General features: G+C 68.4%; 13 protein-coding genes. 4 read left to right on the forward strand and 9 right to left on the reverse strand.

Annotation, left to right across the window (positions count from 1 at the left end):
- The first annotated feature begins 156 nt into the window (after positions 1–156).
- Both AC1DSZ_RS12675 and AC1DSZ_RS12680 read left to right on the forward strand, forming a co-directional pair.
- Positions 157–924, forward strand: coding sequence for a motility protein A (locus tag AC1DSZ_RS12675; RefSeq protein ID WP_188520112.1), 768 nt, complete (start codon positions 157–159; stop codon positions 922–924).
- Between the two features lie 21 nt (positions 925–945).
- Positions 946–1,767 (forward strand): OmpA/MotB family protein, encoded by an 822-nt coding sequence (locus tag AC1DSZ_RS12680; protein WP_476838726.1) that lies wholly within the window; start codon positions 946–948, stop codon positions 1,765–1,767.
- Between the two features lie 9 nt (positions 1,768–1,776).
- Here the strand turns inward: AC1DSZ_RS12680 and AC1DSZ_RS12685 are convergent, their stop codons facing one another.
- The 4 genes from AC1DSZ_RS12685 to AC1DSZ_RS12700 form a co-directional block, all read right to left on the reverse strand.
- Positions 1,777–2,277: a CAP domain-containing protein gene (locus tag AC1DSZ_RS12685; protein WP_476838727.1), complete on the reverse strand. Its 501-nt coding sequence runs from the start codon at positions 2,275–2,277 to the stop codon at positions 1,777–1,779.
- The gene (locus AC1DSZ_RS12690) at positions 2,274–4,868 is read right to left on the reverse strand and encodes a DUF3772 domain-containing protein (protein ID WP_476838728.1); all 2,595 of its coding nucleotides are present in this window, start codon (positions 4,866–4,868) and stop codon (positions 2,274–2,276) included. Before AC1DSZ_RS12690 ends, AC1DSZ_RS12685 begins: the two co-directional genes overlap by 4 nt.
- A 115-nt stretch (positions 4,869–4,983) precedes the next feature.
- Positions 4,984–5,517, reverse strand: a complete 534-nt coding sequence (gene ppa / locus AC1DSZ_RS12695) for an inorganic diphosphatase (RefSeq protein WP_476838729.1) — start codon at positions 5,515–5,517, stop codon at positions 4,984–4,986.
- A gap of 114 nt (positions 5,518–5,631) precedes the next feature.
- The gene (locus tag AC1DSZ_RS12700) at positions 5,632–6,138 is read right to left on the reverse strand and encodes a GNAT family N-acetyltransferase (RefSeq protein WP_188520308.1); all 507 of its coding nucleotides are present in this window, start codon (positions 6,136–6,138) and stop codon (positions 5,632–5,634) included.
- A 167-nt stretch (positions 6,139–6,305) separates the two neighbouring features.
- On the opposite strand from AC1DSZ_RS12700, the gene AC1DSZ_RS12705 reads away from it, so the two are divergent.
- The gene (locus AC1DSZ_RS12705) at positions 6,306–7,013 is read left to right on the forward strand and encodes a fused DSP-PTPase phosphatase/NAD kinase-like protein (protein ID WP_476838871.1); all 708 of its coding nucleotides are present in this window, start codon (positions 6,306–6,308) and stop codon (positions 7,011–7,013) included.
- Here AC1DSZ_RS12705 and AC1DSZ_RS12710 read toward each other — a convergent pair.
- From AC1DSZ_RS12710 to AC1DSZ_RS12730, 5 genes are all read right to left on the reverse strand, one after another.
- On the reverse strand, positions 7,000–8,799 hold the full coding sequence (locus AC1DSZ_RS12710; RefSeq protein ID WP_476838730.1) for an ABC transporter ATP-binding protein: 1,800 nt from the start codon (positions 8,797–8,799) through the stop codon (positions 7,000–7,002). The two genes, AC1DSZ_RS12705 and AC1DSZ_RS12710, sit on opposite strands and share 14 nt — an antisense overlap.
- Positions 8,800–8,908: 109 nt before the next feature.
- Positions 8,909–9,544, reverse strand: a complete 636-nt coding sequence (locus AC1DSZ_RS12715; RefSeq protein ID WP_476838731.1) for a 2OG-Fe(II) oxygenase — start codon at positions 9,542–9,544, stop codon at positions 8,909–8,911.
- A 108-nt stretch (positions 9,545–9,652) separates the two neighbouring features.
- Positions 9,653–9,937, reverse strand: a complete 285-nt coding sequence (locus AC1DSZ_RS12720) for a hypothetical protein (RefSeq protein WP_476838732.1) — start codon at positions 9,935–9,937, stop codon at positions 9,653–9,655.
- 62 nt (positions 9,938–9,999) lie between these two features.
- Entirely contained in the window at positions 10,000–11,679 is a 1,680-nt protein-coding gene (locus tag AC1DSZ_RS12725) for an acyl-CoA dehydrogenase family protein (protein ID WP_476838733.1), read from the reverse strand.
- A 94-nt stretch (positions 11,680–11,773) separates the two neighbouring features.
- Positions 11,774–12,655 (reverse strand): DMT family transporter, encoded by an 882-nt coding sequence (locus tag AC1DSZ_RS12730; protein WP_476838734.1) that lies wholly within the window; start codon positions 12,653–12,655, stop codon positions 11,774–11,776.
- A 177-nt stretch (positions 12,656–12,832) separates the two neighbouring features.
- Between AC1DSZ_RS12730 and AC1DSZ_RS12735 the strand changes: the two genes are divergently transcribed.
- Positions 12,833–13,726, forward strand: coding sequence for a YihY/virulence factor BrkB family protein (locus AC1DSZ_RS12735; RefSeq protein ID WP_476838735.1), 894 nt, complete (start codon positions 12,833–12,835; stop codon positions 13,724–13,726).
- Position 13,727: the final 1 nt, after the last annotated feature.

Raw genomic sequence — 13,727 nt, forward strand, 5'->3', positions numbered from 1 at the left:
CCGTTTATCTCATGCGGAGAGCGAACGCCAACCTGCGAATTCAGCGCCGTACGGCCGGGCTCACTTAACCGTTCTTTCAGCCGCCGAAACGTATGGTTGGTTCCATCTGAGCGCAGAAGCGCCTTGCAGGCCCCAGAACGCCGGGAAAGCACCGTCATGGATTTCGCAACCGCCGTCGGTCTGGTGTTCGGATTCGGCGTCGTCTTCACCCTGATTGCGATGGGCGGAAGCTTTTCGCTCTACTACGACATCCACGCGGTGATCGTGATCGGCGGGGGCTGCACGGCTGCGACCATCATCCGCTTTCCATTCTCGGCGCTGATGCACGGCCTGCCCATGGGCATCAAGTTCGCGTTCAAGATGCGCAGCATGAATCCGCGCGACCTCATCGACGAGATCACCAAGATCGCCGACACGGTGCGCAAGACGGGCCCGACTTCGCTGGAGAACGTCCAGGTCGACGATCCCTTTCTGGCCCAGGGCGTGCGCTACCTCGCTGATGGTTACGACCGCGACTTCATCCGCGACGCCATGGAGCGGGACCGCGACAACTTCCTGCAGCGCCTCGACGAGGGCCAGAAGATCTACCGCCACGTGGGCGACGCCGCGCCGGCCTGGGGCATGATCGGCACGCTGGTCGGCATGGTGCAGATGTTCGCCAACATGGACGACCCCTCCAAGCTCGGCCCCTTCATGGCGATCTCGCTGCTCGCGACGCTCTACGGCGCGCTGGTCGGCAACCTCATCTGCCTGCCGCTGGCCGACAAGCTGCACCTGAAGCTCGAGGAGGAGGACATCTCGCGGACGCTGATCATCGACGGCGTTTTGCAGATCCGCGACTCCAAGAGCCCCACCATCGTGCGCGAAATGCTGATGGCCTACCTGTCCGATCACGACCGCCACAGCATGGCCGAAGCCGCCTGACGGGGCTGAAGGGAACAGCCCATGGCGCGCAAGAAAGCTGGAGGCCACGGCGGGCACGGCTGGTTCGTGACCTTCGCGGACCTCATGGCGCTGCTGATGAGCTTCTTCGTGATGCTCACCGCCATGTCGACGCAGGATCAGAAGAAGATGCAGGCGGTCGCCGGCTCCATGCGCGACGCCTTCGGGGTGCAGCGCGAGTCGCGCTTCGCGGGCGTGATCGAGTCGGACGGCATCCCGACGCGCCCCAATCTCAAGAACATCAAGCAGGCGCCGCCCGAGCAGGGGTCGGACTTCACGGCCCCGAGCCAGTTCGACCGGCCGGACGACGGCATCGCGGTGACGTCCTTCGACCGCGCCTTTGCGCTCGCGGCCGCGTCCCTCCGCCAGGCGCTGCAGGACATGCCGGAGATCACCGAAATCTCCAAGAACATCATCATCGAGGAAACCAAGGACGGCCTGAACATCTCGCTGGTGGACCAGGACGGCCGGGCGATGTTCCCCGACGGCTCGCGCGAGCCCTATGAGCGCGCCCGCAAGGTGCTGCAATCCATTGCGCCGGCCGTCCGCAAGATGCCGAACCGCATCGCGGTGGGCGGCCACACCTCGGCGGCGCGGCCCGGATCGCGGCCGGGCTGGACCGCCTGGGACCTCTCTGTCGGCCGCGCCGCCGCAGTGCGCGAGATCCTGGCCAACGCCGGCATTCCGGACAACCGCTTTGCGTCCGTGACCGGCAAGGCCGACACGGAGCCGATGTTTCCGGACAACCCCTATCTGCCGGCCAACCGCCGGGTGACGATCACGCTGCTGCGCGAGGCGCCGCCGTTGCCCTTCGGCAAGTTCTGAGACGAGACCTTATCGGCCGCCTTCCACGATGATGTCCCAGTAGACGCGGTATTTCGCGCCCGGCCGGTCAACCGCCGCGATGCCGAAGTGACGTCCGGTCGGGGCCAGCAGTACGCGATTGTGCGGCGGCGAATCCCGCCAACCCGAGAACGCCTCCGCGAGCGTGCGATAACCCGCCGAAACGCGCTCGGCCCGGTTGACGCCGAGCCCGGCCTTTTGCGCCGAGATCGTCGGCGTTTCGCCCCATGTCGACGTGTCGGTCTCGGCCACTCCGCTGGCGCGCCGGCGCGCCTGCGCGACGAGCTCGGCGTCGAGCGCGAGCGGCGCGAGGCCTGATTTCGCCCGATAGGCGTTGATCATGTCGAGCGCCGCCGCCTCGTCCAGCGCCGCTCCCTGGTCGAGCCGCTGGTAGAAGGTCGGCACGGTTTCGACGCTGGGAGGAGGCGCGACCGTGCAGCCCGCAAGGGCGACGACCGACAACGTCGCCAAAACGGCGAGATGATGCTTCAAGGCTGCGTTTCCTCTGGGGGCTTCTGCTCGGTCGCTGAACCGACGCCGTTTTCGCTGCGTCCTGTGCGGCGGCCGCCGGGCAGCAATCCGTGCCGCAGCGCTTCCACTTCGCCGCGCAGGTCCGAAATGCCTTCGATCTCGAACTTCGGCGTGCCGGGCGGCTGGCCGATGCCCAGGTCCTTCAGGCGACGGAAGATCACGAAATGCAGGTCGCTCGATACGCGCGACACCATGTCGACGTCCGACACGAACGCGATCAGGTCGAAGCTGAGCTCGTCGCCCTTGATGCTCTTGAACAGAACTCGCGGCGCGGGGTCCTCCATCACGTCCGGGTGCTCGGCGGCGGCGTCACGCAGCAGCTTGGCGATTGTGTCGGCGTCGGCATGGCGGGGCGCCGGCACCGAGATCAGGACACGGCCGGTGCGGTCCGCATGCACCCAGTTCTTCACCACGCCGGAGACGAGGTTGGAGTTCGGCACGATCAGGGTGCCGCGGTCGAAGGTCTCGATCTGGGTGGCGCGCACGTTGATACGCCGCACATGCCCCTGTTCGCCGCCCACCACGACCCAGTCGCCGACCCGGATGCCGCGCTCGGCCAGCAGGATCAGGCCCGACACGAAGTTGTTCACGATCGACTGGAGGCCGAAACCGATACCGACCGATAGCGCGCCGGCCACGATGGTCAGCTTGTCGAGGCTGAGCCCCAGATAGCTGACCGACACCGCCGAGGTGAGCACGAAGCCCAGATACCCAAACCCCATCGTGATGGAGTTCTTCAGCCCGGCGTCGAGATGCGTGTGCGGCAGGTATTTTGACTGCAGCCAGCGCTGCACCGCCCGGGTGATGAAGATGCCGCCCGCAAAGAACACGATCGCGAGCAGGATCGTCGAGAGCGAGAGCGTCACCCCGCCGATTGTGATGCCGAAGAACAGCGCCCGCACGGAGGAGAAGATGTCGCCCGATTCTACGCCCCACGGGGCGAGCAGCAGCAGCAGCGCGAGGCCGAGCAGCACGACCCGCCCGAAGCCCGCCGCCAGGATGCCGATCTGCTCCAATGACCCGCGCGAAAGCCCGACCGTGGACTGCACCAGCCGCGACGTCCGGCCCCTGTCCGAGAACGCGCCGGTCACGAACTCGTCCAGCAGCGTCATCGAGAGCATCAGCACCGCGATCACGATGCCGGCCCAGGCGACTTGCTCGGCCAGGAACCACGCGAACGCGATGTAGCCCACCACGGCGGCGCTCACCACGGTGGCGACCAGGATCCAGCCGGCGATGCGCAGCGGCCCGGTCAGGTCCGGCTCGGTCGAGACATGCGGCCCGAACGCGGCCTCGTCGCAGGAGTCCACGGACCGGATGAGCTGCAGCGCCCGGCCCACCACGGCCGCGACCGCAAGGGCGAAGAACCCCTTGGTGGCGATCGAGAGCTTCAGGCCGGCCGCGATGCTCTGGTACAGCGTCTCCAGCACGCGGCTGGAGGCCAGCAGCACCGCCATAAGGGTGGCGAGCCGCATCAGCCAGTCGGCGCGATCGTCCGACACGTTGTACAGGCGCCAGTTCATGCGCCCCGGAGCGAGCAACCCGTCCGCGAGCCCTTGCACGAAGCTGATGAACGCGATGCCGGCCACCAGCGAGCCGAACACCGGCTCCAGCCGGGTGGGCAGCAATTCGAGCCCGCGCACGATCTGGTAAAGCAGAAACGCCGCCAGCGTCGGGGCGGTCGCGCTCACGAGCGTCACCGTGGCGGCCGCGATGGCCTTTTGGAACCGGTTGGGCTGGCCGGCGAGCCGATCGCGCTTCACGAAGGCCAGCGCGAAGCGCCGGACCGGCAGGATAAGCAGCAGCGCCAGCGCGAGAGCGCCCGCGAAGGCGGCCGCGCCGGTGGGCGACAGGCGTTGGCGCGCCCGTTCGATGGCGTCCCCGGCCACGACCGAGATCGCCCGCACGTCGTGCGGCGACGACGCGCCCACATCGAGCCAGAGCGACGGCGACAGGACGCTCTCGGAGGGCTGGAACAGCCGCTTGGCGAACTGGTCGCGGCGGCGGTCCACCACTTCCTTGTCGATCTGGTCGACCTGCACGAGGAGGCTGCGCGCCAGCCGGATCGTTTCGTCGACCTCGTTCAGCGAGGCGTTGCGCTCATCGCGCTCCTTGGCGACGTCCGGCGACTCGGGCGGGGACTTGTCGTCGGGCTTCGGGCCGAGCTCCTTGAGGCGCGAACGGATCGCGTCGGCGCGCGGCGTCAGCTCGGTGACGACGTTGCGGACCTGCTCGGCCAGCGGCTCCAGCGTCGGCCGCACCTGCTGCAGCGCCTGGTCGGTCTCGCGCCGGGCGACGCCGGCCTCGAGCTGGTCGAGCTGGAGGCGGATGCCCTCGAGCTTGGTGCGCTGGGCCGTGATGGAGCCCGGAGCGGCGTTGGCGGGAGCCGGGGGGGATGGTGGCGAAGCCGTCGGCGCGGCGGCTGGCGTCTCCTGCGCGAACAGCCACTGGGCGTGGCCGCTGCTCATCCACGACAACGATCCGGCCGCCAAGGCGGCGAGCACGGCGAGGCGGATGGCGAAGGGCCTGGCGGCCGTCAGGCGTGCGGGCATGCGATCCTTCCGGTCAGCGAACCCAGGGCGGGCCGCCACGATTCGGCAGCCCGACAAGATGCCCAAGGATGCGACCGAAGCAAGGCGCAGGCTGCCGCGAGCCCGCGATCAGGCCCTACTTGGACGCCTTGTAGCGCTCCACGCCTTCGAGGATCAGCTTGCGCGCCTCCTCGGCGTCGCCCCAGCGCAGGACCTTCACCCACTTGGTGGTCTCGAGGTCCTTGTAGTGCTCGAAGAAGTGCTTGATCTGGTCCAGCGTGATCTCCGGCAGGTCGGTGTAGTTCTCGACCTTCTCGTAGCGCCGGGTGAGCTTGGGCGACGGCACCGCCAGGATCTTCTCGTCCCCGCCGGCCTCGTCCTCCATGAACAGCACGCCCACCGGGCGCACGCTCATCACCGCGCCGGGCACGATCGCGCGCGTGTTGGCGACGATCACGTCGCAGGGGTCGCCGTCGTCCGACAGCGTGTGCGGGATGAAGCCGTAGTTCCCGGGATAGCGCATGGACGTGTACAGGAAGCGGTCGACAACCAGCGCGCCGGACTCCTTGTCCATCTCGTACTTGATCGGCTCCCCGCCGATCGGCACCTCGATGATGACATTGACCTCGTGGGGCGGGTTCTTGCCGAGCGACACCGCTTCGATACGCATCATACTGCTCCGATCGTCCGGCCCGTGCGGCCGGTCTCTTGATAAGGTGGGGTGGGTTGTAGACGCCGCCCGGACGGGGGACAAGAACGACTTTCCGGCAAGGTCGCCGGCGCGTCAGCTCCACCCGAAGGCGAAACGCTGCCGCACTTCGCCGCCGAAGCGCTCCTCCATCTCGCGCACCTTGATGCCGCCGAGATGCCGGTAAAACCCCACCGCGCGCGAATTGTCGGCCAGAGACCACACGATCAAGCCGCCCATCCGGTGGCCGATCAGGTCCCGCCGCGCGGCGTCGAACAGGCGCCGGCCAAAGCCCAGCCCCTGGAACTCGGGCGCGAGGTAAAGCTCGAAGATCTCGCCCCGGTAGGGCGACACGGCGAGCCGGTTGCGGCCATAGCTCGCATAGCCGCGCACCTTGTCGTCGAACTCCAGCACGGCGATGCGCCCGCCGCGCGCGATCACGCGGCTCCACCAGTCGGGCCCGCGCCGCTGCACCATGCGCTCCAGCTCGCGGCCCGGGATGATGCCCCAATAGGCCTCGCGCCACGCCGCGTCATGCACCGCGGCGACATCGGAGGCGTCGGCGGACCGGGCGAGGCGGATGGAGATCGCGGCCTGGGTCACCCCCAAAGAATAGGCCCCGAACATTCGAGCCGTAAAGACCCGCCGGCGTGCACGCGACGGTTGCACGCGGAGCCCCGCCAGGGCGCGCGGGATTGCGACGCCGGGCCGCGGCTGCTATGGCCGGGCGACCGCCCAGAACCCGGAGCCGCGGCCGCGTGCTGAAGTCGATGAAGCCCGAAGACCGCTACGCCCGCCGCATGGCGCGGATCGCGCGTTGGGACCGGCCCATCGGGGGCACCTGGGATAGGGTCAAAGCCTGGACCAACATGCTGGCCAGCGACCACGGCGTGTTCCGCCTCGCCTACCTGAATCTGCACAAGGTGACGCCGCAATTCTGGCGCGCCGCCCAGCCGGCCCCGCCCGACATCCGCGCCGCCGCCCGCCAGGGCCTGCGCACGGTCGTGAACCTGCGCGGCGGGCGCGAGCACGGCTCCTGGCCGCTCGAAAAGGAGGCCTGCGAGCGCGAGGGCGTCCGGCTCGTCGACTATGTGGTGCGCTCGCGCGGCGCGCCGGACCGCGACGCCGTGCTGGGGGCAAAGCGCTTCTTCGAAACGCTCGAATACCCCGCGCTCGTTCATTGCAAATCGGGCGCGGACCGCGCCGGCTTCATGTCGGCCCTCTACCTGCTGATTCACGAGAACCGGCCGCTCGACGAGGCCATGGACCAGCTCGCGCTGCGCTACGGCCATTTCCGCTTCGCCAAGACCGGGATCCTGGACGCCTTCTTCGAGCGCTACCGCGACGAGGGGCTGGCGCGCGGCATGCCGTTTCTCGAATGGGTCGAGACCGTCTACGACCCCGAGGCGCTCGAGCGCGACTTCAAGCCGAGCTTCTGGTCCGACGTGATCGTGGACGGGCTGCTCAAGCGCGAGTGAGATCGAACTCGGCCATTTCCAGGCCGCCGTCGCCGGCCTGGAGCCGGTGCAGCTTGGCGTAGATGCCGCCGCGCGCCAGCAGCGCATCATGCGGACCGCTCTCGGCCACGCGCCCACGATCCAGCACCACGATCATGTCGGCCGCCCGGATGGTGGAGAGCCGGTGCGCGATCACGAGCGAGGTCCGCCCGCGCGTGAGCACCGCCAGCGCGTCCTGCACGGCCCGCTCGGATTCGGCGTCGAGCGCACTGGTTGCCTCGTCGAGCACCAGGATGGGCGCGTCCTTGAGCAGCGCCCGCGCGAGCGCGATCCGCTGGCGCTCGCCGCCCGAAAGCCGCGACCCCCGGTCGCCGACCGGCGAGTCGTAGCCGTCCGGCAGGCCCATGATGAAGTCGTGCGCGGCCGCGGCCCGCGCGGCCGCCTCGATCTCGTCCTGCGTCGCGTCCGGCCGGCCGAACGCGATGTTGGCCCGCACGGTGTCGTCGAACAGCACCGCCTCCTGGGTCACCACCGCGACCTTGGCCCGCAAGCTCGCGAGCGTGACGTCGCGCACGTCCACGCCGTCGATCCGCACCGCGCCGTCCGTCGCCTCGAACAGGCGCGGCACCAGCGACACCAGCGTCGACTTGCCGGATCCCGACCGCCCCACCAGGGCGGTCATCTTGCCGGCCGGAACCACGAGGTCGATGCCATGGAGGGCGACCTGATCGTCGTAGCGGAACGACACGTTCTCGAACGCGATCTCGCCGCCCGCCACCTCCAGCGGCTGCGCGTTCGGCCGATCCTGGATGGTCGGCCGCTCGTCCATCACGGCGAACACGCGCGACAGCGACGCCACGGCCTCCTGCAGGATGGCGTTGAGATTGCCGAGCGTCCGAAGCGACTGCGCGGCCAGCAACAGGGCCGTGATGAAGCCCGTGAAGTCGCCGATCGTGGTCTGGCCCTTGATGATGCGCCAGCCGATGAACACCAGCACGCCCGCGACCGCGAAGCCGCCGCCGATCTCCAGGATGGGATCGAGCCGTGAGCGCTGGTTGGCGGATTTCATCTTGAGCCGGCGGATCTGCTCGAAGAACGCGCCGGCGCGCTGCTTGAGATAACCCTCCAGCCCATAGGTTTTCGCCGTGCGGATGCTCGCGAGGCTTTCGGACACCATGCCGGCCATCAGGGCCGTCTGTTCCTGGGTCGACAACGCCGTGCGGCGAAGCTTCTTACCGATCCGCGCGATGGCGGGCGCGAGAAGCGGCAGCACCACCAGGGCGATCAGCGTGACCTCCCAGTCGATCCAGAACATCACCCCCACCACCGCGATGGCGGTCGCGAGGTCGCGCAGGAACACGGTCGAGAGCCTGGTGAGCGCCTCCCGGATAAAGGCGAAATCGGTGGTGAAGCGCTGCGTCAGCGCGGCCGGGGTTTCGCGACCGAGCTGCGCCACGTCCGAGTCGATCAGGCTGGCGTAGAGCGCCGTCTGCATGTCGGCTTCGATGCGGGTGACGATCCGGTTGGTCAGGATCGACTGGGCCAGCATGGCGAAGCCCTTCACGGCCGTCACCAGGATCACCACGAAGGGCACGAGCTGGACGAAGCGCTTGTTCTGCTGGTCGAAGGCGTCGAAGGCCTTCTTGATCACCACCGGATAAAGGCTGCTCGCGCCGGCCAGGATCAGCACAGTGACGAGGATCAGCGCCAGCTGCCGCCAATGCGGCCGCATCCACTCGGCCCAGAGGCGGCGGACATACGGAAGCGTGTCGTGGCTGACGAGCGTGCGTGCCGGCTTGGTGGCCATCAGAACCTGTTGCGTGCGGCTGGGGAGCGTCGGCTTGGGTCCGGCGCGTCTCACCCGCTCTTAGCCCATTTCGGCGCAAGTGGCGACGCGACCCTCGGCGAGGATCATGTCAGCGGCCAAAGATGCCCTTGAACAGCTTGGCCAGGCTGTTGCGCTTCTTCTTGCGTTCCAACTCGGCCGCGTCCTTGACCCACGCGACCTGCACGACCCGGCGCTCGCCCGCGAAGGGCGGGTGCCCGTGCCAGGAGTTATCGGCGCGCAGGAACGCGAACATGGTCCCCATGGTGGGCGGGACCTCCAGCACCATGTCGTCGAAATTGTCCGGACCGCGCAGGACCCGCAGGCGGCCGGCGCCGCCGTCGTCCCAGGCGTCGTTCATGTAGACCAGCAGGGTCATCACCTTGCTGGGCCCGTCCGTGTGAGGCCGGCCATCCTTGGCCTGCGAGATCTTCCGGATGGTGGTCAGCCGCGGATAGGGGCTGAGATCGATCCCGAATTTCTCCGACAGCAGGGCCGTGAGGCGCGGGCCCTCGAGTTCGTCGATCAGCGCCTTGAAGGCGCCTTTCACCTCGACGTCGTCGACGGTCAGGAATCCCGGCTTCGTAATATTCGGAAACTCCTCGCGCAGTTGCGGGACCATGTCCTTGCGCAACACGTCCGAAGCGAGAAAGAAGCTGTAGGGCTCGCGCGACACTGGCGCGGCGCGCACGACGTCCGAATTGATGATGCTCGTCTCGGCGGCCATGGTCTCCCCCGTTGCGCAACATTCGCCCCCGGGGTGATTTCTAGCGATTGCTACCTATGGGTGCAATTTTACGAATCCCAATGTCGCCGAATCTGCCGCGCAGGGCCGTCATGGAGTACGACAGCGAACCCAGAGCGCGTGCGGATAGGCGTCGGGACGATCGGCGACGTCCGAGCAGCGCTGGCCATCGATGACCCGCTCGCTCTCCTGCCCGACCTTCCGGGTCGTGATCGCGCCGGTTGTTTCGGCCGGATCCCTGCGGATCGGCGCCGGCGCGGCCGCCTGGCTGTCGGCGGGTGGCGAGGAGGCCTGCTGGGCCGAGCGCTCCTCGCCGACCGCCGGCGCTGTTAAAGCCATCCCGGCCAGAATAACGAAGCCTGCCAGTGTGCGCATCGAACTCTCCTTCGAGAGATCAACGCCTTAGAGGCAATGCGGTTCGCCGTTGCGGCTGCGGTCTAGTTAACGCCGTCCAGCAGACGGCGGGCTATCACCTGCGCCTGGATCTCGGCCGCGCCCTCGAAGATGTTGAGAATACGGGCGTCGCACAGCACGCGCGAGATTTCGTATTCGAGCGCGAAGCCATTGCCGCCATGGATCTGCAGGGCGTTGTCGGCCGCCGCCCAAGCGATGCGCGCGCCCAGCAGCTTGGCCATGCCGGCTTCCACGTCGCAGCGCTTGCCGTCGTCCTTGGCGCGCCCGGCGAAATAGGTGAGCTGCCGGGCGATGTTCACCTCCACGGCCATCATCGCGATCTTGTCTGCGACGCGCGGGAAGGCGATCAGCGGCTTGCCGAACTGAACGCGCTCCTCGGCATAGCGCAAGCCGATGTCGAGCGCCGACTGCGCGACCCCGACCGCGCGCGCGGCGGTCTGGATGCGGGCCGACTCGAAGGTCTGCATGAGCTGCTTGAAGCCCTGCCCTTCGACGCCGCCGAGCAGGTTCTCGGCCGGGACCTCGAAGCCGTCAAAGGCGAGCTCGTATTCCTTCATGCCCCGGTAGCCGAGCACCTCGATCTCGCCGCCCGACATGCCTTTGGCCGGGAAGGGATCGGCGTCCGTGCCGCGCGGCTTCTCGCCGAGCAGGATCGACAGGCCGCGATAGCCGGGCTCGTCCGGGTTGGTGCGCACCAGCATGGTCATGACGTCGGCGCGCACCGGATGCGTGATCCACGTCTTGGCGCCCGTGACCCGGTAGACATCGCCCTCGCGCACCGCGCGGGTCTTCAGCGAAGCGAGGTCCGAGCCGGTGTTGGGTTCAGTGAACACCGCCGTCGGCAGCACCTCGCCGCTGGCGATCAGCGGCAGCCACCTCGCCTTCTGTTCCTCGGTGCCGCCGCCGATGATCAGCTCGGCCGCGATCTCGGACCGGGTGCCGAGGGAGCCGACGCCGATATAGGCGCGCGACAGCTCCTCGGAGACCACGCACATCGAAACCTTGGAAAGGCCGAGTCCGCCGAATTCCTCCGGCAACGTCAGCCCGAACACGCCGAGTTCGGCCAGCTTGGAGACGACCTCCATCGGGATGTAATCGTTGCGCAGGTGCCAGCCATGGGCGTGCGGCAGCACCTCGGCCTCGGCGAATTTCCGCATCTCGGCCCGGATCGCCTCGAGCGTCTCGTCGAGCCCGCTGTCGCCCATCGTGGGCGCGCCCTGCGCGTCGCGGATGCGGGCCACCAGCCGGGCGCGGTGGGCCGGCGTATTGCCGTCCGCGATCAGCGTTTCCACGGCGCCGGTCCGCCGCGCCGCGATCTGCGCCGCCGAGAGGCCGAGCGCCGGCAGGCGGATGATCTCGCCCTGGCTCATCGGAATGCCGCCGAACGCCTGGGCGCAATACTCGCCCACGCCGATCGCGATCAGCAGTTCCTCGGTTTCGCCGTAGCGTCCTTCGGCCTGCAGCAGCCGCCCATAGGCGGCGAGCTCGCGGATGGCCTCCGCGTAGGTGGCCAGCCAGGCGAGGCCATGCGCGGCGTGCTGCTCCTGCTCGAGCAACGCCGCCGAGATCTTTCCGTCACGGCTGACCTTCGCCCGCACCGCGGCCGTGGCTTCGCCCGCGAGAGCCGACACCGCCGCGGCGGCGTCTTCGGCCAGCGCGAGCCAGTCGGGGGCGTCGTGGGTTCGGGCGGCGGCGACGGACATCGGGGGCTCCTCGGCTCCTGCACGGCGTTTTTCGCAATGCAACATGGCGCGGAGCGCAGCCCTCGGCAATGGGCCTTTTGGCGGGCGCGGCTGCTCAGCCCTTGCGCGTCGCCAGCGCCACGCCGGCGCTCGTGACCACCATCCCGACGATCTGGATGGCGCTCAACGTCTCGCCGAACAGCAGGAACGCCTCGATCGCGACGGTAGGTGGCACCAGATAAATCAGCGCGGCGGCGCGTGACACCGCGCCGTTGCGGATGAGGAGCAGCAGCAGCCCGATCGCGCCGAGCGACAGCGCCACCACGGACCACGCCATGGTGAGCACGACCTGGAGGTTCCATTCCACCCGCAGCGGCTCCAGCAGCAGCGCCGCCGGGGCCACGGCCAGGAACGCTCCCGCATATTGCAGCGCCGTGATGGTGCGCAAATCGCCAGTCGCGACGAAGCGCTTCTGGTAGAACGAGCCGAGCGTCACCCCGACCATGCCGACAAGGTTCACGACGATCGGCGCCGCCACGGCCGAGAGCCCGGCCGCATCCACGCCGGTGAGCTTGGGCTGCAGCACCAGCGCGATGCCGACGAAGCCGAGCGCGATGCCGACCCATTGGCGGCCTGAAATCTTCTCGCCGATCAGCGTCGGCGCCAGAAACGCCGTCATGATCGGCTGCACGGCCGCGATCAGGCCGGATACGCCGGTCGGCAAGCCATGCGCGATCGCCCACCAGACGCCGCCGAGATAGATGGCGTGCAGCAGCACGCCCGACGCCATCGCGTGCAGCGCCTCGCGGCGGGACGCCGGCCAGGGCGCGCCGGCCAGCCGGGCGATGAGGCTCACCAGCGCGCCCGCAATCGCGAAGCGGATGGCCAGAAACGTCAGCGGATCCGCATAGGGCGCGCCGTAGCGGGCCGAAATCCAGCCCGTGGACCAGATCAGGACGAACACCGCCGGCGCGGCGCGCAGCAGGCTGGGGGACACGCGAAACTTCTCCGGTTGGCGGGAGGACGTCCCGGACGGGACCTGCGGCGTTCTGGCCAGGAACGCCCCCATAGCAAGGCACGTTGTTGCGGTCGAGGCTCAGCCGGGCCATATCCTTCGGGGATGGCCTGCGATCCTTGGGATCGCCATGCGGCGTCGAGGAGAATACACGGCCCGATGCGGCGATTGCCACGCATCATCTATGACGCCTACTGGCGCTTCGTCGAGGACGACGGGTGGGCCATCGCGTCCCATATCGCCCTGTCGGGGCTGATGTCGCTGTTCCCGTTCCTGATCTTCATTACCTCGCTGGCCGGCTTCTTCGGCTCCAAGCGGCTCGCCGACGAGGTCGTCGGGCTATTGCTTGAGGCCTGGCCATCGCGCGTTGCCGATCCGCTCAGCAACGAGATCCACAACGTGATGAACAACGCCCGCGGCGACATCCTGACGGTGGGCGTGCTGCTGGCGATCTACTTTTCATCCAACGGCGTCGAGAGCCTGCGCATCGGCCTCAACCGCGCCTACCGGCTCAAGGAGCACCGCGCCTGGTGGCTGCTGCGGCTGGAATCAATCGCCTATGTGCTGGTGGGGGCGGCGGCGCTCTTGTCGCTCGCCTTCCTGGTCGTGCTGGCCCCCATCCTGTGGCAGACCGCGATCCTGTATGTGCCGCAGCTGCAGCCCTACAACTACGTGATCACGATCGGCCGCTTCGGCGTAGCGACCCTGATCATCGTGTCGGCGCTGCTGATCCTGCATCTCTGGCTGCCCTGCGGCCGCCGCGCCTTCCGGGAGATCGTGCCCGGCGTCGCGCTCACGGTCGCGCTGGCGCTGTCGTGCGGCCACGCCTTCGGCATCTATCTCGCCAAGGCTGCCAACAACTACGCGTCCACCTATGCGGGGCTGGCCTCCGTGATGGTCGCGCTGGTGTTTCTCTACACCATCGCGTCCATCTTCGTGTATGGCGGCGAGTTCAACGCCGAGCTCGCCCGCGTCCGCGAGACCTACGCCGAGCAGGAACGGCGCCTCAACGTCATCGAGCGCGGCCGCGCCTTCCTGCGCCGCCGCGCCTGAC

This window comes from Alsobacter sp. P4_H11 (genome assembly GCF_056400925.1).

What these genes read in the sequence shown, in the direction of transcription:
- ppa (WP_476838729.1), bottom strand. Translation starts at nt 5,517, where the DNA reads ATGCGTATCGAAGCGGTGTCGCTCGGCAAGAACCCGCCCCACGAGGTC.
- AC1DSZ_RS12705 (WP_476838871.1), top strand. Translation starts at nt 6,306, where the DNA reads ATGAAGCCCGAAGACCGCTACGCCCGCCGCATGGCGCGGATCGCGCGT.
- AC1DSZ_RS12680 (WP_476838726.1), top strand. Translation starts at nt 946, where the DNA reads ATGGCGCGCAAGAAAGCTGGAGGCCACGGCGGGCACGGCTGGTTCGTG.
- AC1DSZ_RS12690 (WP_476838728.1), bottom strand. Translation starts at nt 4,868, where the DNA reads ATGCCCGCACGCCTGACGGCCGCCAGGCCCTTCGCCATCCGCCTCGCC.
- AC1DSZ_RS12675 (WP_188520112.1), top strand. Translation starts at nt 157, where the DNA reads ATGGATTTCGCAACCGCCGTCGGTCTGGTGTTCGGATTCGGCGTCGTC.
- AC1DSZ_RS12715 (WP_476838731.1), bottom strand. Translation starts at nt 9,544, where the DNA reads ATGGCCGCCGAGACGAGCATCATCAATTCGGACGTCGTGCGCGCCGCG.
- AC1DSZ_RS12735 (WP_476838735.1), top strand. Translation starts at nt 12,833, where the DNA reads ATGCGGCGATTGCCACGCATCATCTATGACGCCTACTGGCGCTTCGTC.
- AC1DSZ_RS12710 (WP_476838730.1), bottom strand. Translation starts at nt 8,799, where the DNA reads ATGGCCACCAAGCCGGCACGCACGCTCGTCAGCCACGACACGCTTCCG.
- AC1DSZ_RS12720 (WP_476838732.1), bottom strand. Translation starts at nt 9,937, where the DNA reads ATGCGCACACTGGCAGGCTTCGTTATTCTGGCCGGGATGGCTTTAACA.
- AC1DSZ_RS12725 (WP_476838733.1), bottom strand. Translation starts at nt 11,679, where the DNA reads ATGTCCGTCGCCGCCGCCCGAACCCACGACGCCCCCGACTGGCTCGCG.